Origin of the sequence: Janibacter sp. UYMM211, from assembly GCF_040547045.1 — a bacterium.
GTDB classification, from domain to species: Bacteria; Actinomycetota; Actinomycetes; order Actinomycetales; family Dermatophilaceae; genus Marihabitans; species Marihabitans melonis.
In genome coordinates, this window is sequence record NZ_JBEPOY010000004.1 from 161,939 (window position 1) to 187,516 (window position 25,578).

At 73.2% G+C, this 25,578-nt stretch carries 28 protein-coding genes; 17 read left to right on the forward strand and 11 right to left on the reverse strand.

Annotated features, from left to right (window positions below; genetic code table 11):
- Positions 1-28: 28 nt before the first annotated feature.
- Genes nrfD through fdh form a run of 3 tightly spaced genes read right to left on the reverse strand, consistent with a single transcriptional unit; the run spans position 29 to position 5,621 of the window.
- A complete protein-coding gene (gene nrfD, locus ABIB53_RS11940) occupies positions 29-1,165 on the reverse strand; it encodes an NrfD/PsrC family molybdoenzyme membrane anchor subunit (protein ID WP_354588320.1) in 1,137 nt (378 codons plus the stop codon).
- Entirely contained in the window at positions 1,162-2,298 is a 1,137-nt protein-coding gene (locus ABIB53_RS11945) for a 4Fe-4S dicluster domain-containing protein (RefSeq protein ID WP_205473708.1), read from the reverse strand. Before ABIB53_RS11945 ends, nrfD begins: the two co-directional genes overlap by 4 nt.
- Positions 2,295-5,621, reverse strand: a complete 3,327-nt coding sequence (gene fdh, locus ABIB53_RS11950) for a formate dehydrogenase (protein WP_354588321.1) — start codon at positions 5,619-5,621, stop codon at positions 2,295-2,297. The genes ABIB53_RS11945 and fdh overlap by 4 nt, the downstream gene beginning before the upstream one ends.
- A gap of 221 nt (positions 5,622-5,842) precedes the next feature.
- Here fdh and ABIB53_RS11955 point away from each other — a divergent pair, with 221 nt between their 5' ends.
- From ABIB53_RS11955 to ABIB53_RS11970, 4 genes are read left to right on the forward strand one after another with little or no spacing between them, the layout of a single operon-like run.
- Entirely contained in the window at positions 5,843-6,481 is a 639-nt protein-coding gene (locus ABIB53_RS11955) for a (2Fe-2S)-binding protein (protein WP_354588322.1), read from the forward strand.
- Positions 6,478-7,485, forward strand: coding sequence for an FAD binding domain-containing protein (locus ABIB53_RS11960; RefSeq protein ID WP_354588323.1), 1,008 nt, complete (start codon positions 6,478-6,480; stop codon positions 7,483-7,485). The genes ABIB53_RS11955 and ABIB53_RS11960 overlap by 4 nt, the downstream gene beginning before the upstream one ends.
- On the forward strand, positions 7,482-9,590 hold the full coding sequence (locus ABIB53_RS11965) for a xanthine dehydrogenase family protein molybdopterin-binding subunit (RefSeq protein WP_354588324.1): 2,109 nt from the start codon (positions 7,482-7,484) through the stop codon (positions 9,588-9,590). The genes ABIB53_RS11960 and ABIB53_RS11965 overlap by 4 nt, the downstream gene beginning before the upstream one ends.
- Positions 9,587-10,195 carry a nucleotidyltransferase family protein gene (locus tag ABIB53_RS11970; protein WP_354588325.1) on the forward strand — a complete coding sequence of 203 codons (609 nt, stop codon included), beginning with the start codon at positions 9,587-9,589 and terminating at the stop codon, positions 10,193-10,195. Before ABIB53_RS11965 ends, ABIB53_RS11970 begins: the two co-directional genes overlap by 4 nt.
- Before the next feature lie 54 nt (positions 10,196-10,249).
- On the opposite strand, the gene ABIB53_RS11975 is transcribed toward ABIB53_RS11970, so the two are convergent.
- The gene (locus tag ABIB53_RS11975) at positions 10,250-10,636 is read right to left on the reverse strand and encodes a hypothetical protein (protein ID WP_123092999.1); all 387 of its coding nucleotides are present in this window, start codon (positions 10,634-10,636) and stop codon (positions 10,250-10,252) included.
- Between the two features lie 132 nt (positions 10,637-10,768).
- On the opposite strand from ABIB53_RS11975, the gene ABIB53_RS11980 reads away from it, so the two are divergent.
- From ABIB53_RS11980 to ABIB53_RS11990, 3 genes are all read left to right on the forward strand, one after another.
- The gene (locus ABIB53_RS11980) at positions 10,769-11,149 is read left to right on the forward strand and encodes an MmcQ/YjbR family DNA-binding protein (RefSeq protein ID WP_354588326.1); all 381 of its coding nucleotides are present in this window, start codon (positions 10,769-10,771) and stop codon (positions 11,147-11,149) included.
- 89 nt (positions 11,150-11,238) lie between these two features.
- On the forward strand, positions 11,239-11,793 hold the full coding sequence (locus ABIB53_RS11985) for an antibiotic biosynthesis monooxygenase (RefSeq protein WP_191564297.1): 555 nt from the start codon (positions 11,239-11,241) through the stop codon (positions 11,791-11,793).
- Between the two features lie 27 nt (positions 11,794-11,820).
- The gene (locus tag ABIB53_RS11990; protein WP_354588327.1) at positions 11,821-12,828 is read left to right on the forward strand and encodes an aldo/keto reductase family protein; all 1,008 of its coding nucleotides are present in this window, start codon (positions 11,821-11,823) and stop codon (positions 12,826-12,828) included.
- A gap of 61 nt (positions 12,829-12,889) precedes the next feature.
- On the opposite strand, the gene ABIB53_RS11995 is transcribed toward ABIB53_RS11990, so the two are convergent.
- On the reverse strand, positions 12,890-14,101 hold the full coding sequence (locus ABIB53_RS11995; RefSeq protein WP_354588328.1) for a cysteine desulfurase-like protein: 1,212 nt from the start codon (positions 14,099-14,101) through the stop codon (positions 12,890-12,892).
- Between the two features lie 40 nt (positions 14,102-14,141).
- On the opposite strand from ABIB53_RS11995, the gene ABIB53_RS12000 reads away from it, so the two are divergent.
- From ABIB53_RS12000 to ABIB53_RS12030, 7 genes are all read left to right on the forward strand, one after another.
- Positions 14,142-15,017: an aminodeoxychorismate lyase gene (locus ABIB53_RS12000; RefSeq protein WP_354588329.1), complete on the forward strand. Its 876-nt coding sequence runs from the start codon at positions 14,142-14,144 to the stop codon at positions 15,015-15,017.
- A gap of 99 nt (positions 15,018-15,116) precedes the next feature.
- Positions 15,117-16,046, forward strand: a complete 930-nt coding sequence (locus tag ABIB53_RS12005) for an alpha/beta hydrolase (protein WP_123093009.1) — start codon at positions 15,117-15,119, stop codon at positions 16,044-16,046.
- Between the two features lie 6 nt (positions 16,047-16,052).
- On the forward strand, positions 16,053-16,733 hold the full coding sequence (locus tag ABIB53_RS12010) for a DUF998 domain-containing protein (protein ID WP_354588330.1): 681 nt from the start codon (positions 16,053-16,055) through the stop codon (positions 16,731-16,733).
- A complete protein-coding gene (locus tag ABIB53_RS12015) occupies positions 16,730-17,053 on the forward strand; it encodes a hypothetical protein (protein ID WP_354588331.1) in 324 nt (107 codons plus the stop codon). The genes ABIB53_RS12010 and ABIB53_RS12015 overlap by 4 nt, the downstream gene beginning before the upstream one ends.
- A 5-nt stretch (positions 17,054-17,058) precedes the next feature.
- The gene (locus ABIB53_RS12020; protein WP_123093015.1) at positions 17,059-17,349 is read left to right on the forward strand and encodes a GNAT family N-acetyltransferase; all 291 of its coding nucleotides are present in this window, start codon (positions 17,059-17,061) and stop codon (positions 17,347-17,349) included.
- A gap of 44 nt (positions 17,350-17,393) precedes the next feature.
- The gene (locus ABIB53_RS12025; RefSeq protein ID WP_354588332.1) at positions 17,394-18,065 is read left to right on the forward strand and encodes an HAD-IA family hydrolase; all 672 of its coding nucleotides are present in this window, start codon (positions 17,394-17,396) and stop codon (positions 18,063-18,065) included.
- Between the two features lie 4 nt (positions 18,066-18,069).
- Positions 18,070-18,567, forward strand: coding sequence for an ASCH domain-containing protein (locus tag ABIB53_RS12030; RefSeq protein WP_123093129.1), 498 nt, complete (start codon positions 18,070-18,072; stop codon positions 18,565-18,567).
- 4 nt (positions 18,568-18,571) lie between these two features.
- On the opposite strand, the gene ABIB53_RS12035 is transcribed toward ABIB53_RS12030, so the two are convergent.
- The 4 genes from ABIB53_RS12035 to ABIB53_RS12050 form a co-directional block, all read right to left on the reverse strand.
- The gene (locus ABIB53_RS12035; RefSeq protein WP_068270320.1) at positions 18,572-19,096 is read right to left on the reverse strand and encodes a ferritin; all 525 of its coding nucleotides are present in this window, start codon (positions 19,094-19,096) and stop codon (positions 18,572-18,574) included.
- A gap of 54 nt (positions 19,097-19,150) precedes the next feature.
- Positions 19,151-19,333: a hypothetical protein gene (locus ABIB53_RS12040; RefSeq protein WP_068270315.1), complete on the reverse strand. Its 183-nt coding sequence runs from the start codon at positions 19,331-19,333 to the stop codon at positions 19,151-19,153.
- Between the two features lie 65 nt (positions 19,334-19,398).
- Positions 19,399-20,181: a PIG-L deacetylase family protein gene (locus ABIB53_RS12045; RefSeq protein WP_354588333.1), complete on the reverse strand. Its 783-nt coding sequence runs from the start codon at positions 20,179-20,181 to the stop codon at positions 19,399-19,401.
- Positions 20,182-20,251: 70 nt separating this feature from the next.
- Positions 20,252-21,415, reverse strand: coding sequence for a sterol desaturase family protein (locus ABIB53_RS12050; protein ID WP_354588334.1), 1,164 nt, complete (start codon positions 21,413-21,415; stop codon positions 20,252-20,254).
- Between the two features lie 277 nt (positions 21,416-21,692).
- Here ABIB53_RS12050 and ABIB53_RS12055 point away from each other — a divergent pair, with 277 nt between their 5' ends.
- Both ABIB53_RS12055 and ABIB53_RS12060 read left to right on the forward strand, forming a co-directional pair.
- Positions 21,693-22,283: an LOG family protein gene (locus ABIB53_RS12055; RefSeq protein ID WP_354588335.1), complete on the forward strand. Its 591-nt coding sequence runs from the start codon at positions 21,693-21,695 to the stop codon at positions 22,281-22,283.
- Positions 22,284-22,294: 11 nt separating this feature from the next.
- Entirely contained in the window at positions 22,295-22,930 is a 636-nt protein-coding gene (locus tag ABIB53_RS12060) for a DUF5701 family protein (RefSeq protein WP_191681658.1), read from the forward strand.
- On the opposite strand, the gene ABIB53_RS12065 is transcribed toward ABIB53_RS12060, so the two are convergent.
- Entirely contained in the window at positions 22,920-23,396 is a 477-nt protein-coding gene (locus tag ABIB53_RS12065) for an SRPBCC family protein (protein ID WP_354588336.1), read from the reverse strand. The genes ABIB53_RS12060 and ABIB53_RS12065 overlap by 11 nt on opposite strands.
- 122 nt (positions 23,397-23,518) lie before the next feature.
- On the opposite strand from ABIB53_RS12065, the gene fumC reads away from it, so the two are divergent.
- Entirely contained in the window at positions 23,519-24,925 is a 1,407-nt protein-coding gene (gene fumC, locus ABIB53_RS12070) for a class II fumarate hydratase (RefSeq protein ID WP_354588337.1), read from the forward strand.
- Between the two features lie 228 nt (positions 24,926-25,153).
- On the opposite strand, the gene ABIB53_RS12075 is transcribed toward fumC, so the two are convergent.
- A complete protein-coding gene (locus ABIB53_RS12075; RefSeq protein WP_354588338.1) occupies positions 25,154-25,570 on the reverse strand; it encodes a tetratricopeptide repeat protein in 417 nt (138 codons plus the stop codon).
- Positions 25,571-25,578 lie beyond the last annotated feature (8 nt).

Consider the following 25,578-nt stretch of genomic DNA (forward strand, 5'->3'; position numbering starts at 1 on the left):
GACTCCTTCTCAGGTGGCGGTGGCGCGCTCAGCGCGCCGTGGTGATGCTGTCGTGGACGACGCCGCGGGCGCGACGCTCCTCGAGGCGGGCCTTCTGCGTGGCGACCGTGTGGCGGGGGTCCTTCGCCGACTCGATCCCGGCCTCGACGACGGCGAAGCGGGTGAGCGCGGAGGCGGTGGCCAGGGCCAGCCCGCTCGCGACCGCGACGGTGCGCGAGCGGCGGGCGAGCAGCGAGCCGACGCCGCCGGCGATCGTGAGGACCTTCGCCGCGCGCATCATCGCGCCCGGTCGGCCGTGGTGGATCGTGTCGTCGATGTCGAGCTCGCGCAGCCGACGCTCGACGGCCTCGGTGGCGACGAGGTCGCCGACCGCGCCGAGCACCGCGAGGCGCTGGACCGGCCGGGTCTGGGAGACCGGGGTGAGGACGAGCTGCAGGCCGGAGGAGGCCATGGCCGCAGAGGAGACGAAGACGAAGGGGAGGGTGCGCCGCGACTCGAGCCACACGGGCGTGGCGGTGTCGGAGAGCAGGACGGCGGTGTACGCCGCGAGCGGCGGGCCGAAGGCGAAGCTGCCGAGCGAGCCGATCGTCTCGAGCGGACGCACGACGCCGCCGAGGACGGGCAGGCCGCGACCGCCGCTGCGCCCGCCGAGCATCCGGTCGACCTCGGCCGCGGTGCTCAGCGCCCCGAAGGCGGAGAAGGCCGAGAAGATCCACGTGCCGACCGACATCGGCGAGGTGAGCTTGACCGTGCGCAGCATGTTGATGAAGCGCTCGGGCCGGCCGAGGTCGGAGACGAGCAGCCCGCCGCTCACGGCGACGGCCGTCATAGAGGTGAGCCGCGCGTTGCGGCGCAGCGCCTCCAGCCCGACGGCGTGGGCCGCGGCGCCGATCATGCCCGAGCCGGCGGCGACGCCACCGGTGAAGAGGTAGGCGGGGATCTCGTGCTTCCACGGCACCGGCTTGATGACCGGCTGGCCGTAGTAGCTGCGGAACTCCGCGTCGGGCACGACGGCCTGCTCGCCGCGTCCGCGCTGCCGCCCGGAGAGCCAGTCGCTGCCACGGGCCGCGAGGCCGCGCGGGTCGCGGTGCTCACCGGCCCGGCGGCGCTCGCGCCGGCCCTGGGTCTCCGGCGGGCGGTAGCTGTCGAAGGCGCTCGTGCTCATCGGCGCGCCCCGACGAAGGACACGGCCGCGGCGCCCAGGAGCCCCAGCGCGGCCAGACCGGCCTTGCGGAACATCTCGGGCAGGTGCGCGGTCGGCACGACCGGGTCCGGCGGCAGGCCGTAGACCTCGGGCTCGTCGAGGAGCAGGAAGACCGAGCCGGTCCCGCCGACGCCGTCCTGGTCGTTGGCGCCGTAGAGCCGGGCCTCGGTGAAGCCCTGGGAGTGCAGCTGGGTGACGCGCTCCTGGGCCGAGGCCACCATGTCGTCGTGGTCGCCGAACTTGATCGAGGTCGTCGGGCAGGTCTGCGCGCACGCCGGCGTCTGGTCGTGGCCGAGACGGTCGTAGCAGAGCGTGCACTTCTGGGCCACGCCGATGTTGGGCACGTGGTCGTGAGCGCCGCTGCCGCGGGAGTCCTCGACACCGCTCTCGTCACGGCGCCCGATGACCCCGAAGGGGCAGCCGCCGACGCAGTAGCCGCAGCCGTTGCACACGTCGGGCTGGACGACGACGGTGCCGAACTCGGTGCGGAAGAGCGCTCCGGTCGGGCAGACGTCGAGGCAGCCGGCGTGCGTGCAGTGCTTGCACACGTCGGAGGCCATGAGCCAGCGGAACTCCGGCAGCGGGCCGACCTTCGGCTGGCCGTCGACGGTGGTGCCGAAGGGGGACCCGCCGTTCGTCGACGGGGTGATGCCCTCCTGCGCCCCCTTCGCGGCGAGCATGTCCGACAGCGCCGGGCCGTGGTCCTCGACGGGCGCGGGGAGGCTGCCGTACCCGGCGGGGGTGCCGCCGCGGGCCGGCTGCGGGGCCGGGGCCCCGATGCTCGGCATGCCGAGGTCGACGAGCGCCTTGCCGGAGGCGCGCGCCGCCTCGATGCGCTCCTGGCCCTGCTCGACGAAGGCGACGTGGCGCCACGTGCTCGCACCGAGGTCACCGGTGTTGTCGTAGGAGTTGCCGCTGAGGCCGAGCCCGTCCATGGGCACGGCGTTCCACTCCTTGCAGGCCACCTCGCAGGCCTTGCAGCCGATGCAGATCGAGGTGTCGGTGAAGAAGCCCTTGCGAGACGGCGGGTCCACCCAGCCGGCGTCCTGCGCGACGTCGGTGGCACCGGAGAGCTGCTCGGTCAACCAGGTCACGTGTCCTCCTGCTCGATGATCTCGACGACGTCCTCGGCGACCCGGGCGTTGCCGGTCTCGGTCGTGGCGCCGGCGAGCGACTGGTACTCCGCGACGAGCCGCAGCAGGTCGTCGCCCTGGGGGCGGCGACCGGGACGGATGTCGCACGAGCCGACCTTGCTCTCCTGGATCTGGACGTTGGGGTCCAGGGCCAGGCCGAGCAGGTCGTTGGCGGCGTCGCCCTCGACGACGGCGTCACGGCCGACGCCCCAGTGATAGGGCAGGCCGATCTGGTGCACGGTGCGCCCGCCGGCGAGCAGCGGTCGCATGCGGTCGGTGACGAGCACCCGGGCCTCGATGGCCGAGCGCGCGGAGACGATCGTCGCCCAGTCGCCGTTGGTCAGGCCCCGCTCCTGCGCCAGCGCGGGGCTGACCTCGCAGAACATCTCCGGCTGGAGCTCGGAGAGGTAGGGCAGCCACCGGCTCATGCCGCCGGCCGTGTGGTGCTCGGTGAGCCGGTAGGTCGTGAAGACGAAGGGGTAGACCCCGCTGCCCGGCTCGTCGCCCGAGGGCGCCCACAGGTTGTCCTTGCGCGGGAAGAGCACCCGCCCGGGGTTGCGCTGCTGGGGGTAGAGCGGGTTGACGACCGGTGACTCCTGCGCCTCGTAGTGCGTGGGGAGCGGGCCGTCGACCATCCCCTTCGGCGCGTAGAGCCAGCCCTTGCCGTCCGCCTGCATGATGAAGGGGTCGTCGCCGGCGATCGCCGCGGGACCACCGACGCCGGGGTCGGGCCGGAAGGACGGGTCGCGGTCGACGGGGAAGTCCGGGACGTCCTTGCCGACCCATCTGCCCTGCTCCGCGTCCCACCAGATGTACTTCTTGCGCTCGCTCCACGGACGACCCTCGGGGTCGGCAGAGGCGCGGTTGTAGAGGATGCGCCGGTTCATCGGCCAGGCCCAGCCCCAGTCCTTGGCGACCTCGTCCTGCTCCTGGCCCGGCACGCGGTCCGCGGAGTGGTTGACGCCGCCGGCGTAGACGCCGGAGTAGATCCAGCACCCGCCGGAGGTCGAGCCGTCGGCCTTCATCTCGTTGAAGGTCGACAGCGGCTGGCCCGCCTTGTCGCCGGTGAGGTGCATGCCGTTGATCTCGCGCAGCACGGCCTCGCCGTCGATCTCACCCTCCTCGTCCTTCGGGTAGTCCCAGGTGAGGTCGAGCAGCGGGCGGTCGCGCTCGTCGGTGGACCCGGCGAGGCGCTCGCGGATGCGCACCCCGAGCTCGTAGAAGAACTCGAGCTCGCTCTGGCAGTCGCCCGGCGGCATGACCGCGCGGTGACGCCACTGGAGCAGGCGCTGGGTCTGGGTGAAGGTGCCGGCCTTCTCGACGTGCGTGGCCGCGGGGAAGAAGAAGACCTCGGTGTCGATGTCCTCGGTGCGCAGCTCACCGGTCGCGATCTCCGGCGCGTCCTTCCAGAAGGTCGCCGACTCGATCATCTGCAGGTCGCGCACGACGAGCCACTTCAGGTGCGACATCGCCAGGCGCTGCATCCGGCCGTGGGCGGACCCGACCGCGGGGTTCTGGCCGAGGAGGAAGTAGCCCTCGACCTTGTCCTCGAGCATGTCCATCGCCGTCTGGTACGTGCCGTGAGGACCGTTGATCTTCGGCAGGTAGTCGAAGGCGAAGTCGTTCTCCGGGGTGGCGGCGTCGCCCCACCACGACTTGAGCAGGCTCGCGGTGTAGGCGTCGGCGTTGGTCCAGAAGCCCTTCTGCAGCGGTGACGCGATCGAGGACAGGTACTCCTCGTAGCTGTCGTGCTGGCCGGCCGCCGGCATCGGCAGGTATCCCGGCAGGAGGTTGAAGAGCGTCGGGATGTCGGTGCTGCCCTGGATGCTCGCGTGACCGCGCAGCGCCATGATGCCGCCGCCGGGGCGGCCGACGTTGCCCATGAGCAGCTGGAGGATCGCGGCGGTGCGGATGAACTGCGCGCCGAGCGAGTGCTGGGTCCAGCCCACCGCGTACGCGAAGCACGTCGTGCGCTCGCGCCCGGAGTTGTCCACGATCGCGTCGGCGATCTCATGGAACTGCTCCGGGCGGATGCCGCACACCTCCTGGACCATCTCGGGCGTGTAGCGCTGGTAGTGCCGCTTGAGCACCTGGAAGACCGAGCGGGGGTGCTGCAGGGTCTCGTCGCGCTCGACCTTCGCGTGCTCGAGCGGGGCGCCGTGACCACCGGTCTCGTCGCCCGCGGCGCGGGCCGACTTGCTCGACCCGTGCTCGCTCGTGCCGTCGGGGCCCTCGACCTCGCCGTCGGCGCTCTCGCCCTCGGCGGGGTCCTCGCGCTCGGCGTAGGCCCACGTCGACATGTCGTAGTGGCCGGTCTTCGGGTCGTACCCGGAGAAGACGCCGTCGAGGTCCTCGGTGTCGCGGAAGTCGTCGCTCACGAGCGTCGCGGCGTTGGTGTACGCCACGACGTAGTCACGGAAGTAGAGGTCCTTGCTCAGGACGTGGTTGATGAGCGCGCCGAGCAGCACGACGTCGCTGCCCGCACGGATCGGGACGTGCGTGTCCGCGATCGCCGAGGTGCGGGTGAAGCGCGGGTCGACGTGGATGACACGCGCACCGCGGGCCTTGGCCTCGGAGACCCACTGGAAGCCCACCGGGTGGCACTCGGCCATGTTCGAGCCCTGGATGATGATGCAGTCGGCGTTGGCCATGTCCTGCAGGTACTGCGTGGCGCCACCGCGACCGAAGGAGGATCCCAGACTGGGAACCGTGGAGCTGTGTCAAACACGCGCCTGGTTCTCGATCTGGATCGCTCCAGCGGCCGTGAAGAGCTTCTTGATGAGGTAGTTCTCCTCGTTGTCGAGGGTCGCTCCTCCCAGCGCCGCGACGCCCATCGTGCGGCGCAGCCGCCGGCCCTGCTCGTCGTGCTCCTGCCAGCCCGCGGCCCGCGAGGCCATGAAGCGGTCGGCGACCATGTCGATGGCCTCGTCGCGGTCGATCGGGCGCCAGTCGCTCGCGCCCGGCGCGCGGTAGAGCACCTGCTTCTGCCGTGAGGGCGAGTTGACGAGCTGCTCGCTCGCCGCCCCCTTCGGGCACAGCCGACCACGGCTGATCGGCGAGTCCTTGTCGCCCTCGATCTGGACGACCTTCTCGTCCTTGACGAAGACGCGCTGACCGCAGCCGACGGCGCAGTAGGGGCACACGCTCTGCACGACGCGGTCGGCCGTCGAGGTGCGCGGCTCGATCTCCCGGGTGCGCTTGCTCTGCACCGACTTCCCTCGGCCCAGGTAGTCGCCGGTCCGTAGCTGTCGTACGACCGGCCAGTCGAGCGGGGTGATGGCCATGGGAGCCTCCGTCGGGCGTCGGTGCTGGTGCTCCACGTCACTCTCGCACACGGCGCTCGCACCGTCGCGGGCGGCGGGGGCCCCCTTCGGGTGTGTCGAAGGGGGAGCGACCTCGGCAGCCAGACAGGGGGGCGGCGGGCCGCCCACCTGGCCCGATGCCGGTGGCATGGTGGGACGGCCGCGTCCGCGGCGTGCCGGACCCCACCAGGAGAGGACGCCCCGTGACGGATCGGAGCACCACGACCGTGAGCCTGACGGTCGACGGCCGCAGCCACCAGATCGAGGTCGAGCCGCGCACGACGCTGCTCGACACCCTGCGAGAGCGGCTCGGGGTGGCGAGCGCGAAGAAGGGCTGCGACCACGGACAGTGCGGCTCGTGCACGGTGCTCCTCGACGGCCGCCGGCACCTCACCTGCCTCACCCTCGCCGTGCAGCAGGACGGCGCCGAGATCACGACCGCCGCCGGGCTCGCGGGCGTCGACGCGACGGCGCACGGCGACCCCTCGCTCACCGCGCTCGACGACGCCGAGCTGCACCCGGTGCAGCAGGCCTTCGTCGACCGCGACGCCCTGCAGTGCGGCTACTGCACGCCCGGTCAGGTCTGCAGCGCCGTCGGGGTGCTCGACGAGATCGCGCAGGGCCATGCCAGCCACGTCACCGACGACCTCGAGGAGGGCCTCGACGGCGGTGCGCAGCTGACGCGAGACGAGATCCGCGAGCGGATGAGCGGCAACCTGTGCCGCTGCGGGGCCTACCCGAACATCGTCGACGCGATCTGCCAGGCCGCGGGTGACCCGCCGCCGGACCGGGTGGCCGAGGCCGAGATCGTCTCCGGCACGGGCGACGGGGGCGCGCGATGAACCCCTTCGCCTACGAGCGGGCCACCGACCCGGCCGACGCCGTCGCACGCCACGGCGGCGACCCCGACGTCGCGTACGTCGACGGCGGCAGCAACCTGCTCGACCACCTCAAGCTCGGGATCCGCACGCCGTCGCGTCTCGTCGACGTCGGGCACCTCGGGCTCGACGAGATCACGCCGACGCAGGACGGCGGTCTGCGCATCGGCACCAACGTGCGCAACAGCGACCTCGCCGCCCACCCCGCGATCCGCCGCGACCACCCCCTCGTCGCGCGGGCCCTGCTCGCCGGCGCCTCGGGCCAGCTGCGTCACCAGGCGAGCACCGGCGGCAACCTGCTCCAGCGCACGCGGTGCGTGTACTTCCAGGATCTCACGACGCCGTGCAACAAGCGCGAGCCGGGCACCGGGTGCTCGGCCGACCACGACGAGGCGCGCACGAGGGAGAACGCCGTCCTCGGCACGAGCGAGCACTGCGTCGCGGTGCACCCCGGCGACCTCGCGGTCGCGCTGCGCGCGCTCGACGCCGTCGTCGTCGTGCGCGGCACGGGCGGCGAGCGCCGCGTCCCGATCGGCGAGCTGCACCGGCTGCCCGGCGACCGGCCCGATCTCGACACGACGCTCGAGCACGGCGACCTCATCACCGCCGTCGAGCTCGCACCCCCGACGCCCGGCGCCGTGGCGACGTACGTCAAGGTCCGCGACCGGGCCTCCTACGCCTTCGCGCTCGTGTCCGTCGCGGCCGAGCTCGTCACGGACGGCGAGACGATCTCGCACCTGCGTCTCGCGTGGGGCGGCGTCGCCCATGCGCCGTGGCGCCCGACCGGGGTCGAGACCGCTCTCGTCGGCGGGCCCGTCGACACGGACGCCGTCCTCGCCGCGTGCGAGGAGGAGCTGGGCCAGGCCCGCACCTGGCCGGGCAACGCCTTCAAGGTCCCCCTCCTCGCCCGCACCACCGCCCACGCGATCGAGCAGCTCGCGACCCGTCCGGCAGGAGCCGCAGCATGAGCACCGACGACTCCGGCGAGCGCCTCGCCCCGCTCACGCCCTCGGAGATGGGCAGCGACGTCGCCCGCGACGACGCCCGTCTCAAGGTCACCGGCACCGCGCCCTACGCCGTCGAGCACCCGGTCGAGGACCCCCTCTACGCGGTGCTCGTCGGGGCCCCCTTCGCCCTGGGGTCGGTGACCGTCGACGCCTCCGAGGCGCTCGCCGCGCCCGGCGTGCACTCGGTCGTCGACCACACCAACGCCCCCCGGCTCGAGGGCGTCGACGACCTCGAGATGGACCTGCTCCAGTCCGGGCGGGTCGACTACCACGGCCAGGTCGTCGCCATCGTGCTCGGCGAGTCCCTCGCCGCGGCCCGGCACGGGGCGCACCTCGTGCGCGTCGACGGGGTGCAGCGCGAGGCGGCGACCCGCTTCGAGATCGGGCGGGCCCGGCGCAAGCCGGACGAGGTCAACGCCGGCTTCCCCACCGACTCCGAGACCGGTGACGTCGACGCGGCCGTCGCGCAAGCCGCGACGACGGTCCAGCAGACCTACGTCACCCCGCTGGAGCACAACAACCCGATGGAGCCGCACGCGGCGACGGCCACGTGGCGCGAAGGGGGCGACGGCCCCGTCCTCGAGATGACCGTCTCGACCCAGTCGGCACCGGGTGTCGTCACGACCCTCGCCCCCCTCCTCGGGCTCGAGCCCGAGCAGGTGCGCGTGCGGGCGCCGCACGTCGGCGGCGGCTTCGGCAGCAAGGGGCTGCCCCACCCGCCGGACCTCGCGGCCGCCATGGCGGCGCGCACCGTGCCCGGTCGGCCGGTGCGGCTGGCCGTCACCCGTCAGCAGATGTTCGCGCTCACCGGGTACCGCTCGATCACCGCCTCGCAGATGCGCCTCGCCGCCCAGGCCGACGGCACCCTCACGGGGATCGAGCACGCCTCCTTCACCCCGTCGAGCCGGGTGAAGGAGTACGCGGAGCAGACCTCGGTCTCGACGCGCTCGTTGTACGCGGCGCCCAACCGGCGCACGAGCCACCGGCTCCAGGACCTCGACGTCGCGATCCCGTCGTGGATGCGGGCGCCGGGCGTCTTCCCGGGGGTCTTCGCCCACGAGGTCGCGATGGACGAGCTGGCCGTCGACCTCGGTGTCGACCCCGTCGAGCTGCGCCGTCACAACGACACGGGCGTCGACCCGGACTCGGGCGACCCCTTCAGCGAGCGGCGCCTGCTCGAGTGCTTCGACCGTGGGGCCGAGCTCTTCGGGTGGACCGGTCCGCAGGAGCCGCGCTCGCGGGTCGAGGACAACTGGCTGCTCGGCAGCGGCGTCGCGACCGCGACCTACCCGGGTGAGTCCATGCCCGGCAACCAGGCCTGCGTCACCGTCCTCGACGACGGGCGCTACGAGGTCTCCATCGCCGCCACCGACATCGGGACGGGCGCGTGGACCGTCCTGCGGCTCGTGGCGGCCGACGCCCTCGGGGTGTCGCGCGACCAGGTCGAGATGCGCATCGGTGACAGCTCGCTGCCGCCGGCCTCGGTCGCCGGTGGGTCGGCGGGCACCTCGTCGTGGGGCACGGCGATCACGGGTGCTGCCCGTGCGCTGCACGACAAGTTCGGCACCGACCCGGCCGCCGGGTCGTCGGTGACGACGCCCGCCCCGGACGACCCGGGCGAGGAGGGGTACGTCACCCAGTCGTACGGTGCGGTCTTCGCCGAGGTCGGGGTGCACCGGTGGACCGGCGAGGTGCGTGCCCGTCGGCTGCTCGGGGTCTACTCCGCCGGCCGCGTGCTCAACCCGCGCGGTGCCCGCTCCCAGCTCGTCGGCGGGATGGTCATGGGGCTCGGCGCGGCGCTGCACGAGGAGTCGGCGCGCGACCCCCGCTTCGGGCACGTCGTCACCCAGGACCTCGCGAGCTATCACGTGCCTGCGCACGCCGACGTCCTCGACGTCGAGGCGCACTGGCTGCAAGGCCGCGACGACGTGATGAACCCGATGGGCTCGCGCGGCATCGGCGAGATCGGCATCACGGGAGTGGCCCCTGCGATCGTCAACGCGGCCTACGCGGCGACGGGGGTGCGGGTCCGCGAGCTGCCGCTCACGCCGGACCACTTCCTGTGACGGACGGCGCGGCCAGGGCCGGCGTCGTCGGGCTCGTCCTCGCCGCCGGCTCGGGTCGGCGCATGGGCGGGCCGAAGGCGCTCGCCCGCACGCCGTCCGGCGAGCTGCTGCTCGACCGGGCCGTGCGCACCGTGCGAGCGGGCGGGTGCGCCCAGGTCGTCGTCGCCCTCGGCGCCGGTGCCGACGAGGCACGCGCCCAGGCGCAGACGCTGGTCGAGCCCGGGACCACCGTCGTCGAGGTGACCGACCACGGCACCGGGATGGCGGCCTCGCTGCGCTCCGGCCTGGGCGCCGCCGATGGGCTCGACCCGGACGCCGTGCTCATCACCCTCGTCGACCTGCCCGACGTGACACCCGACGTCGTCACCCGTGTCGTCGGCGAGGGCCCCCACGACGACGCGCTCCGACGGGCCACCTACGACGGCCGGCCGGGTCACCCGGTCCTCCTCGGGAGGGTGCACGTCACCCCCTTCGTCGAGAGCCTCTCGGGCGACGAAGGGGGACGCCGCTACCTCGTCGGGGCGGGCTGCGAGGGCGTGCCGTGCGCGGATCTCGCGACCGGGCAGGACGTCGACACCCCCGAGGAGCTCGGCCGGGCGCGCTGAGCCCGACCGCGCATCGCTCGCGCGGGTCTGCGCTGGCACCGCTGCTGCTCCGGGTCAGGTGCGACGTCTCGCGCGGGTCGCGGTCGTCGTGCGCCCCAGGAGCAGCAGCGCCGTCCCGACGATCGGGAAGAAGACAGCAGCCATGGCGATGCCGATGAGGTAGAAGCCGGGCTCCTCTTCGGTCGACCACCACAGGTAGAGGACGACCAGCGCCGCGACCGGTGCCAGCACGAGGAGCGGGGCGAAGAGCACCCGGCGTCGCGGTGCCAGGACGCCCGCGGCGAAGCAGCAGACTGCGACCGTGACGAACCAGGCGACATGCGCCATGTCAGAGGCCTTGTCGACGCTCCGGGAGACCCAGACCAGCCAGGCCGCGGCCGGTCCCAGCACGACCAGGCCGTAGGAGAGGGCGGTGCGGACCCAGGAGGTGTCGTCGCTCATGGCCGGATCGTCGCGCCCGGCCCGCACCCGGGCATGAGTCGTCCTGCTCATCTCGTCCTGTCCGGTGTCGGTGGGGGCTCATAAGGTCGGCGGACAGCCCGACGACGGGGGCTCGAAGGACGGGGAGGTCGCATGGATGGGGCGCAGCTGCAGGAGATCGCGCGTGCCCGGGCCGACGAGCTGCCGGGGAGCGAGCTGGGTCACCCCTTCGGCGCGGAGTGGGACGTGTGGAAGGTGCGCGGCAAGGTCTTCATGCTCCAGACCGCCGTCACGGGCGACCCGATCCTCACGGTCAAGGCGCACCCGGCCGACGCGCAGAGCCTGCGGGAGGCCCACGAGTGCATCACCGCCGGCTACCACATGAACAAGCGGCACTGGATCACCCTTCGCCCCGGCGACCTCGACGCCCATCTCGTCGAGGACGTCGTCACCGAGTCCTACCTCCTCGTCGTCGAGGGGCTGCCGAGGCGGCTGCGGCCCGTCGACCCGTCCACCTTCGGCCCCACCCGCTGAGGACGCGTTCCGCCAGGCGGTGCGAGGCCGACGATGTGAGCGGCGTGCGCCCTACGGTGCTGGCACCCGCGCCGACACCGAGGTGAGCCATGTCCGTCCCCGCACCCCACCAGCCCGTCATCCGGGTCGCGCGCCGACGCGCGAAGCCCGGGTGCGCCGCTGCGTACGAGGCCCTCGTCGGCGGCATGCTCGGCGACGTCCGTCAGGTGCCGGGCTTCATCGGCGCCGAGGTCATCCCGCCGTCCACGGAGGGCGGGGAGCACCAGACCATCCTGCGCTTCGAGGACGAGGAGGGGCTGGCGGCCTGGGACGCGTCGCCGGTGCGCCACGAGTGGCACGCCCGCCTCGCTGCGGTCGCCGAGGGCGACCCGGACTACCAGGTGCTCACCGGGCTCGAGGCGTGGTTCGCCCGGCCCGAGGTGCCCGGCCACAAGCCGCCGCTGCGCTGGAAGATGGCGGTCGTCACGTGGTGCGGCATCTTCCCCACCGTCGCCCTGCTCCAGCTCGTCCTCAACCCCCTCATCGCCGCCCTCCCCTTCGTCCCGCGGGTCGCGATCTTCACGGTCTTCGTCGTCGCGATCGTCACCTACGTCGTCATGCCCCAGCTCGTGCGTCTCTTCCGCCCCTGGCTCGTGCGCCGCTGAGGCCGGTCACGGACGTAGCGTGACGGCATGGAGTACAGGTACCTCGGCAGCAGCGGGCTGAAGATCAGCGAGATCACCTACGGCAACTGGTTGACCCACGGGTCCCAGGTCGAGAACCAGCAGGCGCACGCATGCGTGCGGACCGCGCTCGAGCAGGGGATCTCCACCTTCGACACCGCAGACGTCTACGCGAACACCAAGGCCGAGTCGGTCCTCGGCGAGGCCCTCAAGGGCGAGCGCCGCGAGAGCCTCGAGATCTTCACGAAGGTCTACTGGCCCACCGGCCCCGGCGGCAAGAACGACACCGGGCTGTCCCGCAAGCACATCATGGAGTCCATCAACGGCTCCCTGCAGCGCCTGCAGACCGACTACGTCGACCTCTACCAGGCCCACCGCTACGACACCGAGACCCCGCTCGAGGAGACGATGCAGGCCTTCGCCGACGTCGTGCGCCAGGGCAAGGCGCTCTACATCGGTGTCAGCGAGTGGACCGCCGACCAGATCCGCGAGGGCCACCGCCTCGCGCGCGAGCTCGGCATCCAGCTCATCTCGAGCCAGCCGCAGTACTCGATGCTGTGGCGGGTCATCGAGCCCGAGGTCGTCCCGACCTGCGAGGAGCTCGGCATCAGCCAGATCGTGTGGAGCCCGATGGCCCAGGGCGTGCTGTCCGGCAAGTACCAGCCGGGTGCGCAGCCGCCCGAGGGCAGCCGCGCCGCCCACGAGGAGGCCGGCGCGAGCATGCGCGACTTCATGAAGGACGACATCCTCAGCGCCGTCCAGGGTCTGAAGCCCGTCGCCGACGAGGCCGGGCTGAGCATGGCCCAGCTCGCGATCGCGTGGGTCCTGCAGAACGACAACGTCGCCGCGGCTCTCGTCGGGGCCTCGCGTCCCGAGCAGGTCGTCGACAACGTCAAGGCCGCCGGGGTGCGTCTCGACGACTCCGTCATGACGAAGATCGACGAGGCCCTCGGCTCGGTCGTGCAGCGCGACGCGGGTCAGACCGCTGCGCGCTCGCCGAAGTCACGCGTCGCCTGACGGACCACGCGCACGAAGGGGGCGGGGCCGGGTCATCCGGCCCCGCCCCCTTCGCGTCTGCTCAGGCGAGCTCGCGCAAGCCCTCGAGCAGCCGGTCGACGTCGGAGTCGTCGGTGTACGGGGCGAGCCCGATGCGCACGCCCCCGGTCTCGCCCAGACCGAGCGCCCGGCTGAGCTCGATCGCGTAGAAGTGCCCCGCCGGTGCGGCGACACCGCGCTGCGCGAGGTGGGCGCGCACGTCCTGGGGGTCGCGCCCCTCGAAGGTCACGAGGAGCGTCGGCGTGCGGTCCGGCGCCCCGGAGCGAAGGGAGACGCCCGGCAGCTCGCCCAGCGCGGGCTCGAGCCGGGCCAGCAGGGCGCTCTCGTGCTCGTGGAGCGCGGCGAAGCTGCGCTGCAGCCGCGCGCGGCGCGACTCCTCGGCGCCGTCACCGGGTGCGAGATCGGCGAGGAAGTCGATCGCTGCGGTGACACCCGCCATGAGCTCGTAGGGCAGGGTCCCGAGCTCGAAGCGCTCCGGGACCGCGTCGCTCGAGGGCAGCAGCTTGTCCATGTGGAGGGTCTCGAGGAGCGCGGGGTCGGCGCTCACCGTGCCGCTGTGGGGGCCGAGGAACTTGTAGGGCGAGCACGCCCAGAAGTCGGCACCCAGACCGGTCCGGTCGGGCAGGCGGTGCGCGCTCGAGTGCACCCCGTCGACCCAGAGCAGCGCCCCGACGCCGTGGGCCAGCGCCGAGACCTCGGCGACGGGTGGGATCGTCCCGACGAGGTTCGACGCGGCCGTCATGGCGACGAGCCGCGTGCGCTGGGTGACGACCGCCTCGAAGTGCTCGAGGCGCTGGTCGCCCGTCGCCGGGTCGAGCTCGGCCCAGCGCACGGTGGCGCCCGCCCGCTCGGCGGCCTGGACCCACGGGCGGATGTTGGAGTCGTGGTCGAGACGGCTGACGACGACCTCGTCGCCGGGGCCCCACGTGCTCGCGAGCGCCCGCGAGAGGTCGTAGGTGATGGCGGTCGCGCTGCGACCGAAGATCACGCCGCGCGGGTCGGTGCCCACGAGGTCGCCGATCGCCGCGCGGCAGCCCGCGACCACCCCTTCGGCCCGCCGCTCGGAGGAGGTCACCGCGCCCCTGTTCGAGATCGAGGAGACGAGCGTCGCGGCGATCGCGTCCGCGACGACGTCGGGCGTCTGGGTGCCACCGGGCCCGTCGAAGTGGGCCAGGCCCTGCGCGAGCGAGGGGAAGTGGGAGCGGATGCCCTGCACGTCGTAGGCGGTCGTCATGGGGCACATCGTGCCCCCTGCGCCGCGTAGCGTGAGCGGCATGCCCCGGGTCGTCGCCGTCCTCCGCCCCGACGGCCCCGAGGTCGTCGACCCGGCGCAGCCCGTCATCACCGTCGACGACCTCGGTCTGACCCGCGGCGACGGGTGCTTCGACTCCGGTCTCGTCACCGACGACGGCGACGGGCACGTCGTGCGCGGCCTCGACGACCACCTCGAGCGGCTGGCCCGCTCGGCCGCCGCGCTCGAGATCTCGCCTCCGCCGCGCGAGGCGTGGGTCTCGCTCGTCGACGCGGCCCTGGCCGCGTGGGACACCCCGGGCGACGCCTCCCTCAAGCTCGTCCTCACCCGCGGCCGCGAGTGGGACCCCGACGCGGGTCCGACGGCCTGGGTGGTCGTCTCGCCACGGGCGTCGGGCCGGCCGCAGCGCGGCGAAGGGGGGAGCGACCCTGTCCGCGCGGTGACGCTCACCCGGGGTCACCCGAGCGACGCCTTCCAGGACGCCCCGTGGCTCCTCGGCGGGGCAAAGACCCTCTCCTACGTCGTCAACGTCGCCGCCCAGCGGGAGGCTGCACGGCGCGGGGCCGACGACGTCGTCTTCACCTCGACCGACGGGTACGCGCTCGACGCCCCGATGGCCGGGCTGCTCGTCGTGCGCGACGGACGCTGGCTCTCGACGCCCACCGGACCCACGGGCATCCTCGAGTCGCTGTCGGTGGCGACGATCCTGCGGGCCGCCGCCGAGGACGGGCAGGACAGCGCCTTCGAGCTCGTGCCGGTCGGGCACCTCTACGACGCCGACGGGGTGTGGCTCGTCGCCTCGAGCCGGGGCCCGACGCCGGTCGGAGAGCTCGACGGCCGACCCCTTCGCGTCGACCCCGACCTCGTCGCCCGGGCGGCTCGGTACGCCGGCTTCTGACCCGGTCGAGGTATCCAGGCACGCCTGGGTTCGTCCACGCACCTCGACCCGCCCTGCGTACCGGCGCGCGGAGCCCGCGACGTGGCTAGGCTCCCCGCCATGGAGACGCTGAGCATCCCTTCGCCCCACGACGGGCTGGCCCTAGCCACCTACGTGTGGGAGCCCGCCGGCGCGCCGAAGGCGGTCGTGCAGGTCGCGCACGGCATGGCCGAGCACGCCCAGCGCTACGACCGGCTCGCCCAGCGCCTCACCGCAGCCGGGTACGCCGTCGTCGCCCACGACCACCGCGGGCACGGGGCGACCGTCGACGACCCGAAGGACGCCGGGTACCTCGCCGACGCCGGCGGGTGGAGCGCCGCGATCGTCGACATGCGCGCCGTCGGGGCCGCCGCCCGGGAGCGCTTCGCCGGGGTCCCCTTCGTCCTCCTCGGCCACTCGATGGGCTCCTTCCTCTCCCGCGAGCTCGTCTCGCGCGGCAGCGCGGGCATCGACGCGCTCGTGCTCTCGGGGACCATGGGCGACCCCGGTGCGCTCGGCAAGGTCGGGGCGCGCGTCGCCGCGCTCGAGGCGCGGCTGCGGGGCCGACGCCACCCGTCGTCGCTGATGAACACGCTGACCTTCGGCTCCTTCAACAAGGAGTTCTCGCCCGCGCGGACCGACTTCGACTGGCTCTCGCGCGACACCGACGAGGTCGACGCCTACGTCGCCGACCCCCGCTGCGGGGCCGTCTTCACCTCCGGCTTCTTCGCGGACATGCTCGCCGGCGTGAGCGACCTGGCCAAGGACTCCAACGCCGAGCGGATCCGCAAGGACCTGCCGATCTACCTGCTGTCGGGCAGCCAGGACCCCGTCGGCGGGCAGGCCGCCGTCGAGGCCGTGCAGGCGCAGTACGAGCGGGTCGGGCTGACCGACGTCACCGCCCGGGTCTACCCCCAGGGGCGGCACGAGATGTTCAACGAGACCAACCGCGACGAGGTCGTCGACGACCTCGTGACCTGGCTCGACGAGACCGTCGCGCGCGTCGGCTGACCCGGCGTGAGCGCCGCTCGCACGCGGGTGCTCGGGCTGCTGCTGCTCCTGTCCGGCGCCTTCGTCGTCGCCGAGGTCGTCACGGCCTCGGCATGGACTGGGCCGGCGTACTCGTGGACCGGCACCGTCATCAGCGAGCTGGGTCGCACCGACTGCGGGGGCGGTGCCGTCCCGGCGTGCTCGCCGTGGCACGGGGTCATCAACGCGATGATGCTCGCCCAGGGGGTGCGGGTCGTGCTCGCCGTCGCCGTCGGCTTGTCGCTGCTGCGGGGAGCCGCAGGTCGTCTGGGGGTCGTGACCGCCGGGGCCGCGCTCGTCTACGGGGCGGGCATCGCCGGCGTCGGTCTCGCGCCCCTGTCCGACGCCGCCGTCGCCGGCTCGCCCGAGGCGCTGCGGCACGGGGTCGCCGCGCTCCTCGCGATCGGGGGCGGCGTGCTCGTCCTCGTGCTGCTCGCGGCGACCCTGCGCCGCGACCACCCCAGGGCGGCCCTGCTGGCGGCGGTCCTCGCCGTGACGGGCACCGCGGGCGGGGTGGGCTTCGCCGTGCTGCCCGACCTGCAGGGGCTCACCGAGCGCGTCGCCGTCTACGCCCCCATCGCCTGGCAGGTCGTCGTGGGCTCGGTGCTGCTCGTCGTACCGGGCCGGGCCGCCTCTCGTCGCGGGCCTCGCGCGGTCGCCGCGCCATGAGCACCCCCATGCCGCCGCTCGGCCCGGGGGATGCGCGCGCGCCTCGCCGGCGCGGTCGTCGTCGGCACGCGGTGGCTGTCCTCGCCGGGCTCCTGCCCTCGGTGCCGCTGCTCCTGTGGTTCGCCCTCGTCGCCGTCACCGCGGCCGTCGACCGGTCCTCGGCGCCGCAGCCCGGCGCCGTCGGTCAGGTGCTCGGGTGGACGCTCCTCGTCCTGCCGGTCACGCTCGTCCTCGGTCTACCCCTCGTCGGCCTCGTCTACCTCGTCGCCGGGCTGCGGGACTCGCGGACCCGTCGTCGGGCGCCTGCGGTGGCACGATGACGGACATGGCCGACATCGAGATCCGCAAGGACGAGCAGCGCTCCCGCTACGAGGCCGTCGTCGACGGCCAGGTCGCCGGGTACGCCGAGTACCGCGACCGCGGTGAGGCGATCCAGCTGCCGCACACCGTCGTCGAGGACGCGTACGAGGGTCAGGGCGTCGGCTCGGCGCTCGCACGCGGCGCGCTCGACGACGTGCGCGCGCAGGGCAAGCTCGTCGTCCCGACGTGCCCCTTCATCGCGTCGTACGTCGAGCGTCACGACGAGTACGCCGACCTCGTCGTCACCGGCTCCTGACCCCGCCCGGGGCGCCGACCAGGCGGGCCGGGGATGATGGGGAGGTGAGCTCATCCCCCTTCGCCGACCGCACCTTCGCCGCCGTCATCTTCGACAACGACGGGACCCTCGTGGACTCGAGCGGCTCCGTCGAGCGCTCGTGGGTGCGCTGGGCGCAGGAGCACGACGTCGACCCGCGCACGCTCGCCGGCCACCACGGCATGCCGGCGGCCGCGATCATCGACTCCGTCGCGCCCCACCTCGACGCGACGACCGCGCTCGCCCGCATCGACGAGCTCGAGCTCGCCGACGTCGAGGGCATCGTCGCGCTGCCCGGCGTGCTGGACGCGATCGAGGCCCTCGCCGCTCAGGGCGGGCGTTACGCCGTCGCGACCTCGGCCCACCGCGAGCTCGCCCAGGTGCGCCTGGCGACCGCGGGCATCGACGCGCCGGAGGCCTTCGTCACCGTCGACGACGTCGAGCGCGGCAAGCCCGCGCCCGACCCCTTCCTCCTCGCCGCGCAGCGTCTCGGCGTGGACCCGACCGACTGCCTCGTGTGCGAGGACGCCCCGAGCGGCATCGCCGCGGCCCGGGCCGCCGGGTGCGCGGTGCTCGCGGTCACCACGACCACCGAGTCCGGCGACCTCGGCGACGCCGACCTCGTCGTCGACTCGCTCGCCGACGTCTCCTTCGAGGTCGTCGACGGGCGAGTGCACGTCACGCCCGTGGCAGGCTGAGGTCATGGTCGAGCGCACGCAGCAGGACCGAGAGCTCGACACCTTCTGGTCTCTGGCCAGTCGTCGGCTGCGTCTGCCGGGCGTCCCGACCTACACCGGGGTCAACCCGCTCGGGCTGCTCCGCCCGCCGTCGTGGGCCTTCGGCTCGACGCCCGAGCAGGCCGACCGGCTCCTCGCGCTCGTCCTCGACGGCACGAAGACCGCCACCGCGAGCGCCCACTCCGACTACCTCTCGGCCGGCGAGCCGCTGCCCGAGGCGGGTGACCTCGGCATCGTCCTCGACGGGGCGGGTCACCCCCGGGCCCTCGTGCAGACGACTCACGTGCGGGTCATCCCCTTCGAGGACGTCGACGAGGACCACGCGCACGCCGAGGGCGAGGGCGATCGCAGCCTGCGCTACTGGCGGCTCGCGCACGAGCACTACTTCGAGGCGCACGCGGCCGGCGGCTACCGGCCCGACATGCCCGTCGTCCTCGAGCGGCTGCGGGTCGTCTACCCCTGAGGGCTCAGGCGTCGGCGACGCGCGGCGCCATCGGGTCCTCGCCGCCGGCCTGCAGCTCGCGCTCGACGTAGGCCTCGATGTCGTTGACGTCGTCCTGGCTGCGCGCGACGACGGCGAGCAGGTCGTCCATGACGGCGACCTCCTCGACCTGCTCCTTGATGAACCACTGCATGAACTGCTCGGCGGCGAAGTCGTCCTCCTGGCGCGCCGTGCGGGTCAGCCCGTGGATCTGCGTCGTGACCTCGCGCTCCTGGGCGAGGGCGCGCTCGACGGGGGCGACGACACCCTCGAAGCCGTTCACCGGCGCGGACACGGCGGGGATCTGCACCGGCTGGTCGGTGTCGATGAGGTAGCGCATCATCATCATCGCGTGGTCGCGCTCCTCGCGCGCCTGGCGGTAGAAGAAGCCGGCCATCTGCGGCATCGTCAGCGCGTCGTAGTGCGCGGCGATCGCGACGTACTGCTGGTGGGCCGCGAACTCCTCACCGATCTGGACGTTGAGCTGGGCGGCGAAGCGCGAGGTCGTCATACCGCGCAAGGCTAGGCAGACGGGGGGCTGCTGTCACGTGAGGACAGGCGAGCCTCAGGCGGCCTTCTTCAGCTTCGACTTCGCCTCGACGGTGACGAGCTTGCGCTTGTGGACCGCGTAGCCGTCGGGCATCTTGCCCTCCTTGAGCAGGCGGATCGGGCAGGAGTCGCAGCGCTTCTTGGACACGCAGCACTTCTGCTTGACCTTGATCTTGCCGATCCGGACCTTCTTGCTCACGAGAAGAAAGGTAGCGCACAGGTAAGCCTTGCCTCACCATCTTCCGCAGGACGGAACGCGTCTGGTCAGACGAAGGGGTTGCCGTCCACCATCCCGGGCTCCGCGCCCGGCTCGGTGTAGTACTCGACGCCGAACATCGCCGTGTACGCCGGCGGCGGCATCTGCAGCATCCCCTGCACGTCCTCCTGGCTGCCGTGGCACTCCAGCGCGCGGCGCTTGCGGTCGAGCACCCCGGTGACGTCGACGCGGTGGTGGATCTGCTCCTGCGGCAGGCCGATCGGCTCGCCGTCCGCCATCGGCTCGTCGGCGTCCCACCCGGGGTCCATGCCTATCTCCTTCGCGGCGGCGATGCCGCGGCGGATCTCGTCGCGGTTCATCGTGCCCTCGAGCAGGCGGGGTCGGCGGGCAGCCAGCTCGGCGGCCCGGTGGGCGACGCGGTGGACCTGGACGTGGTCGGGGTGCCCGTAGCCGCCGTGCCAGTCGTAGCCGACGAGCACGTCGGCGTCCTCCTCGTCGAGGATCGCGGCGAGGCGCCCGGCGGCCTCGTCGACGTCGGCGCCGTGGAAGGAGCCGTCGTGGGAGTTCTGCTCCCACCCGTGCATCCCGGAGTCGCGGTAGCCGAGCCACTCGACGCGCGCCGTCCCGGTGACCCGGGCGGAGGCCTCGGCCTCGGCACGGCGGTGGGCGGCCAGGCCGTCGACGCCGACCCCGTCGGGCACCGTGCCGAGCTCGCCGCCCGTCGCGTAGACGGCGACGACCCGCTGTCCGGCGTCGCTGGCGAGGATCATCGAGCCGGCCGTGCCGGAGGCCTCGTCGTCGGGATGGGCGTGAAGGAAGACGATGGTCACCCGCCCATGCTGTCTCAGCGGGCAACCCCCTTCGGCCGGGTCGTCGAGGGCGGGTCGGGCGAGGGGGGGCTCAGCCGGCCACCGGGGTGGCCACGGGACGCGGTGGGGTGGCCTGCGCCGCCAGCTCGGCCCGCCGCTCGTAGGCCCACCCGGGTCCGCGCAGGAGGAAGCCGGCGCGGTCGGACCAGGTCGGCGCGGTGGCGACGTCGCGGGCGATGTCGCGCCACTCGTGGGTGGCGATGGTGCGCACGTCGTAGGTCTCGAGGTTGCGCGTCAGGCCGTAGCGCACCCGCTCGTCCTCGGGCTCGAAGGTGCCGAAGAGCTTGTCCCACACGATGAGGATCGAGCCGTGGTTGATGTCGAGGTACTGCCGCTGGCTGCCGTGGTGGGCGCGGTGGTGGCTGGGGGTGTTGAGCACGCGCTCGAGACGGCCGATGGAGCGGATCGCCTCGGTGTGGATCCAGAACTGGTAGATGAGATTGATCGCGCGGGCGTCCTCGATGGCGCGCGGGCTCACCCCGAGCAGCGCGAGCAGGCCGTAGGGGACGGCCATGGTGATGCCCTCGGCGACGGGCTGGCGCAGGGCGGTCGAGAGGTTGTAACGCTCGCTCGAGTGGTGCACGACGTGGACCGCCCACAGCCAGCGCGACTCGTGCGAGAGGCGGTGGTTCCAGTAGTAGATGGCGTCCCAGCCGGCGATCGCGACGAGTGCTCCGACCTTGCCGTGCAGGGCGAAGGGGGACCACCGCGCCAGCCGGGTCGCGGAGGTCTGGGTGCTCCACAGCGTCGCCGCGGACAGGGCCGCGGTCGCGACGGCGGCGACGGCCGAGCCGGCGGTGAGCCGGCCGAGGGCGTCGACCCGGGAGCGCACGAGCTCGGGCTCGACCTGCTGCGAGGGCAGGGTGCCGGCCTCCGGCAGGTGCCCGAGCTCGCGGCGGCGACGCAGCACGTCGCCGACGGTGGTCGCCGCGGCGGCGGCGAGACCTACGCCCGCGAGGACCGTGCCGAGCCGGCCGCTGCCGGGGGCGAGGCGACGCAGCGCCGGGGCGGTGACGAGCGGGACGACGAGGCTGCCGACCCCCATCGCCAGGCTGGCGATCGTGTCCTGGAGCTCGTAGTCGCCCGCGCGCTCCTCGCCCTCGGGCGCAGGATGCCGCTTCTGCCAGGCGTACTCGGCCCCCATCGCGGCGACGAAGCCGGGGATGGCGAGGACGGTGAGATCGGGACGTGCCACGGTGCACTCCTAGATGGGGGACGGCGGTCACCCTAGGCCGCCCCGCCCGGTCCCGTCAGTGATCAGCGCCTCGTCGGAGGCCTTGGTGGTCGAGGTGCGAGCGACGAGGCCTTGGTGGTCGAGGTGCGAGCGCCAGTTAGGGGAGCCAGCGGTGGTCGAGGTGCGACGCAGGAGCCTCGAGACCACGTCCTCGACAGCGAAGGGGGCTGGGTCCCCCTTCGCCGGGCTCGTCAGCGGGATTGGGCATCCGCGGGGGTGTGGTGCCTACGCTGGGCGGGTGCTGCGCAGCGTCTGCATCTTCACCGGGTCGAGCCCCGGCACCGACCCGACCCTCGTCGACGCCGCCCGCGACGTCGGGGCCGAGCTGGCCCGCCGCGGGATCGGCGTCGTCTACGGCGGGGGTGGAGCCGGGCTCATGGGTGCCGTCGCCGACGGCGCGATGGGCGAGGGGGGAGAGGTCGTCGGGGTGATCCCGGACTTCATGGTCCAGCGCGAGTGGGGCCGCGACGACATCACCGAGCTGCACGTCGTCACCTCGATGCACGAGCGCAAGGCGACGATGGCCGACCTGTGCGACGCCTTCCTCGTCCTGCCCGGGGGCATCGGCACGCTCGAAGAGCTCTTCGAGGTGTGGACCTGGCGTCAGATCGGTCTGCACGGCAAGCCGATCGCCCTCCTCGACCTCCCCACCGCGTCCGGCACGGGCTTCTGGCAGCCGCTGCTCACCGCCCTGCAGGGCCTGGCCGACGCCGGCTTCGTCAGCGCGGAGAGCCTCGCGGACGTCGTCGTCGCCCCCGACCTCGACAGCGCGCTCGCCGGGCTGGCGCAGCGCCCCACCGACTCCCGGCTCCTGCGCCCGGGCACCTGAGGAGACCCGTCATGTTCGTCGCGTCCCAGCTCGACCGGTTGCTCGACCTCGGCCTGGCCGAGCTCGCCGGTGTCGACGAGGACCAGCTCGTCGAGTCCTTCGGCGGTGACCTGCTGTGCACGACGGGCCTGCTCGCCGTGCACCCGAGCCTCGTGCCGGCCGCCCGGCTGACCGCCCTGCTCGAGCGCGCGGGCAAGCCCGGCTTCGTCGTGCCCGACATGACCGACCTCGCGGCCTTCGGGCCGATCCCGCAGGTCGAGGTGCCCGACACCCCGCTCTACGTCGTCACCGGTGTCGAGCGCGGCGACGACCTGCGCGACGTCAGCCCTGACGAGGCGCTGCCGCGCATCCTCGAGCGCGGGCGCACCCCGCTCACCCTCACGGAGGGGATCAGCTGGCTGCTCCAGCAGCCCGCGGTCCTCGAGCCGAACCACTGCTTCATGACGATCGGCTCCCGCAAGCCCAAGGGCGCCGGCTACGACAAGCGTGTCCCGGCCATCTGGATCAGCGGAGGCGCACCGCGCGACGGCGGCCCGGAGCGCGACGGCGCGCCCAAGGTCGGCTGGTGCTGGGCCGGCAACCGGCATACGTGGCTCGGCCACGCCTCGGCCGCCGGACGTCAGGCGGGCGCCGCGCTCACTGCGTGACGGCGGCCGCGAGGCGGCGCAGCGACTCCTCGCGCACCTGCGTCGGCAGGGCCGGCATGGAGATGCCGAGGTCGCGCACGACGTGCTCCGGCACGTCGGTCCAGTCGAAGGTCTGCCGCACCCGCGTGCGGTGCTCGTCGATCGGGTCGAGCTCGTAGCGCCACTCCCACCCGATCGGCCGGCCGCCCTGCGGCCCGGGTCGCCAGGCGACGACCCGGTCGGGCACGAGCGCGACGACGTGGTTGTCCATGACGTAGTCCTCGGCGTCGCGCCCCGGCAGCCGGCGACGCATCTGCATCGAGAAGACCTGCCCTACCTGCGTGAGGCGCTCGCCCTCGAGGCGCTCGCGCACCATCCGGCTGCCGTCGACGGAGGGGTGCTGCGCCGGGTCGGTGAGCAGCGCGAAGACCCGCTGCGCCGGGGCGTCGACGTCGAGGGTGATGGTCTCGGTCGTGGGCTCGCTCATGGGGTCGAGTCAACCAGTCGGGTGGCGGGCGAAGGGGTGGCCGCGCCCCCTTCGTCCTCGCTCGGCGCAGCGCCGCCGGACTCGCGCCGACGTGCCCGGCGGGCCCCGGTAGCGTGACGCCCATGGTTGACACCGCCGGTACCCGGACAGAGAGCGACAGCATGGGCCCCGTCGAGGTGGCCGCCGACAGGTACTGGGGCGCGCAGACCCAGCGCAGCCTCGGCAACTTCGACATCGGGCGCGACACCTTCGTCTGGGGGCGCACGATGATCCGCGCCCTCGGCATCCTCAAGAAGTCCGCGGCCCTGGCCAACGCCGAGCTCGACCAGCTGCCGCGCGACGTCGCCGACCTCGTCGCCCAGGCGGCCCAGGAGGTCGTCGACGGCGAGCTCGACGACCACTTCCCGCTCGTCGTCTTCCAGACCGGCTCGGGCACGCAGTCGAACATGAACTCCAACGAGGTCATCGCCGGCCGTGCGAACGAGATCGCCACCGGCAGCCGCGGCGGCAAGGACCCGGTGCACCCCAACGACCACGTCAACCGCGGTCAGAGCAGCAACGACACCTTCCCCACGGCCATGCACGTCGCCGTCGTCCTCGAGCTCGCGGAGACGATGTACCCGGGCGTGCAGCAGCTGCGAGACACCCTCGCCGCGAAGGCCGAGCAGTACGCCGACGTCGTCATGGTCGGCCGCACCCACCTGCAGGACGCCACCCCCGTCACCCTCGGTCAGGTCATCGGCGGCTGGGTCGCCCAGATCGACTTCGCCGTCGAGGACGTGCGCCGCGCCGACGAGCGCGCCCGCGAGCTGGCCATCGGCGGCACCGCCGTCGGCACCGGCCTCAACGCCCACCCCGACTTCGGGCGGCTGTGCGCGCAGCACATCTCCACCGAGTCCGGTCACGAGTTCTCGCAGGCGGGCAACCTCTTCGCCAGCCTGTCCGCGCACGACGCGCTCGTCGCGGTGAGCGCCGCCCAGCGCACCCTCGCCGGCGCGCTGATGAAGATCGCCAACGACGTGCGCTGGTACGCCTCCGGCCCCCGCAACGGCATCGGCGAGCTCGCGATCCCGGAGAACGAGCCGGGCTCCTCGATCATGCCGGGCAAGGTCAACCCGACCCAGGCCGAGGCGATGACGATGGTCGCCACCCGGGTCTTCGGCAACGACGCGACCGTCGGCTTCGCGGGCAGCCAGGGCAACTTCCAGCTCAACGTCTACAAGCCGGTCATGGCCCACGCCGTGCTCGAGTCGGCCCGCCTCATCGGCGACGCGTGCGTCTCCTTCGACGCGAACTGCGCCGTCGGGCTCGAGCCGATCCACGAGCGGATCGAGGCCAACCTCGCGAGCAACCTCATGCTCGTCACCGCCCTCAACCGCCACATCGGCTACGACAAGGCAGCGGCCATCGCGAAGAAGGCGCACAAGGAGGGCACGACCCTGCGCGAGTCGGCCGTGGCCTCGGGTGTCGACGGCGCCGACTTCGACGCCTGGGTCGTCCCGATGGACATGACCCACCCCAGCGCCTGACCCCCTTCGCCTGACCGACCCCAACGCCTGACTCCCGCCTCCCCCTACGACGCCGGCTACCCCTCCGTATGTGGGGTGTGATCACCCCACGTACGGAGGGGTAGCCCGGGTCGAACGAGGGCGCGGTGCGGCGCGGGGCGGGGTCGGCGAAGACAGGTATGACGACGGGCTGCCGACCGCAGATGCGGTAGGCAGCCCGTCGTCGTGCGCCAGGGGCGAAGGGGGGGGTCAGATCCCCTCGTCGCTCACCTCGGCACCCGGGGTCTGCGAGGTCTCGTAGCCGCCGAGCAGCTCGGCCATGCGCAGCGGGCCCTTCGCCTCGTCGGCGCGGCCGGCGCGCACGAGGGTGCGCCCGAGGAGCAGGTGCGCGTAGGCGTCCTGCGGGTCCTCGTCGAGGACCTGGCGCGCGGCCTCCTCGGCCCGGCGCAGCTGGGCGGAGTGGTAGTAGGAGCGGGCGAGGAGGAGGCGGGGCTCGGAGAGCCCGTGCCCCACCGGGTCGCGGCCGTCGCCGCTGTCGGGCGTCTCGGCCCGGGCGGCGGCCACGTCGGTGAAGAGCTCCTCGAGCTCGCGCGCTGCGTCGAGGTATTGCCCGTCCTCGAAGTAGTGGCGGGCCCGGTCGTAGTGCTCGTATCCGTAGGTGACCATCACGTGGG

Bases quoted from the DNA above. Each gene is read 5' to 3' on its own strand.
- ABIB53_RS12060 (WP_191681658.1), top strand. From the start codon at position 22,295: ATGTTCGTCGCGTCCCAGCTCGACCGGTTGCTCGACCTCGGCCTGGCC.
- nrfD (WP_354588320.1), bottom strand. From the start codon at position 1,165: ATGAGCACGAGCGCCTTCGACAGCTACCGCCCGCCGGAGACCCAGGGC.
- ABIB53_RS11980 (WP_354588326.1), top strand. From the start codon at position 10,769: ATGGATGGGGCGCAGCTGCAGGAGATCGCGCGTGCCCGGGCCGACGAG.
- ABIB53_RS11985 (WP_191564297.1), top strand. From the start codon at position 11,239: ATGTCCGTCCCCGCACCCCACCAGCCCGTCATCCGGGTCGCGCGCCGA.
- ABIB53_RS11990 (WP_354588327.1), top strand. From the start codon at position 11,821: ATGGAGTACAGGTACCTCGGCAGCAGCGGGCTGAAGATCAGCGAGATC.
- fumC (WP_354588337.1), top strand. From the start codon at position 23,519: ATGGTTGACACCGCCGGTACCCGGACAGAGAGCGACAGCATGGGCCCC.
- ABIB53_RS11960 (WP_354588323.1), top strand. From the start codon at position 6,478: ATGAACCCCTTCGCCTACGAGCGGGCCACCGACCCGGCCGACGCCGTC.
- ABIB53_RS11995 (WP_354588328.1), bottom strand. From the start codon at position 14,101: ATGACGACCGCCTACGACGTGCAGGGCATCCGCTCCCACTTCCCCTCG.
- ABIB53_RS11965 (WP_354588324.1), top strand. From the start codon at position 7,482: ATGAGCACCGACGACTCCGGCGAGCGCCTCGCCCCGCTCACGCCCTCG.
- ABIB53_RS11975 (WP_123092999.1), bottom strand. From the start codon at position 10,636: ATGAGCGACGACACCTCCTGGGTCCGCACCGCCCTCTCCTACGGCCTG.
- ABIB53_RS12035 (WP_068270320.1), bottom strand. From the start codon at position 19,096: ATGACGACCTCGCGCTTCGCCGCCCAGCTCAACGTCCAGATCGGTGAG.
- ABIB53_RS12005 (WP_123093009.1), top strand. From the start codon at position 15,117: ATGGAGACGCTGAGCATCCCTTCGCCCCACGACGGGCTGGCCCTAGCC.
- ABIB53_RS12065 (WP_354588336.1), bottom strand. From the start codon at position 23,396: ATGAGCGAGCCCACGACCGAGACCATCACCCTCGACGTCGACGCCCCG.
- ABIB53_RS12075 (WP_354588338.1), bottom strand. From the start codon at position 25,570: ATGGTCACCTACGGATACGAGCACTACGACCGGGCCCGCCACTACTTC.
- ABIB53_RS12030 (WP_123093129.1), top strand. From the start codon at position 18,070: ATGGTCGAGCGCACGCAGCAGGACCGAGAGCTCGACACCTTCTGGTCT.
- ABIB53_RS12000 (WP_354588329.1), top strand. From the start codon at position 14,142: ATGCCCCGGGTCGTCGCCGTCCTCCGCCCCGACGGCCCCGAGGTCGTC.
- ABIB53_RS12015 (WP_354588331.1), top strand. From the start codon at position 16,730: ATGAGCACCCCCATGCCGCCGCTCGGCCCGGGGGATGCGCGCGCGCCT.
- ABIB53_RS12020 (WP_123093015.1), top strand. From the start codon at position 17,059: ATGGCCGACATCGAGATCCGCAAGGACGAGCAGCGCTCCCGCTACGAG.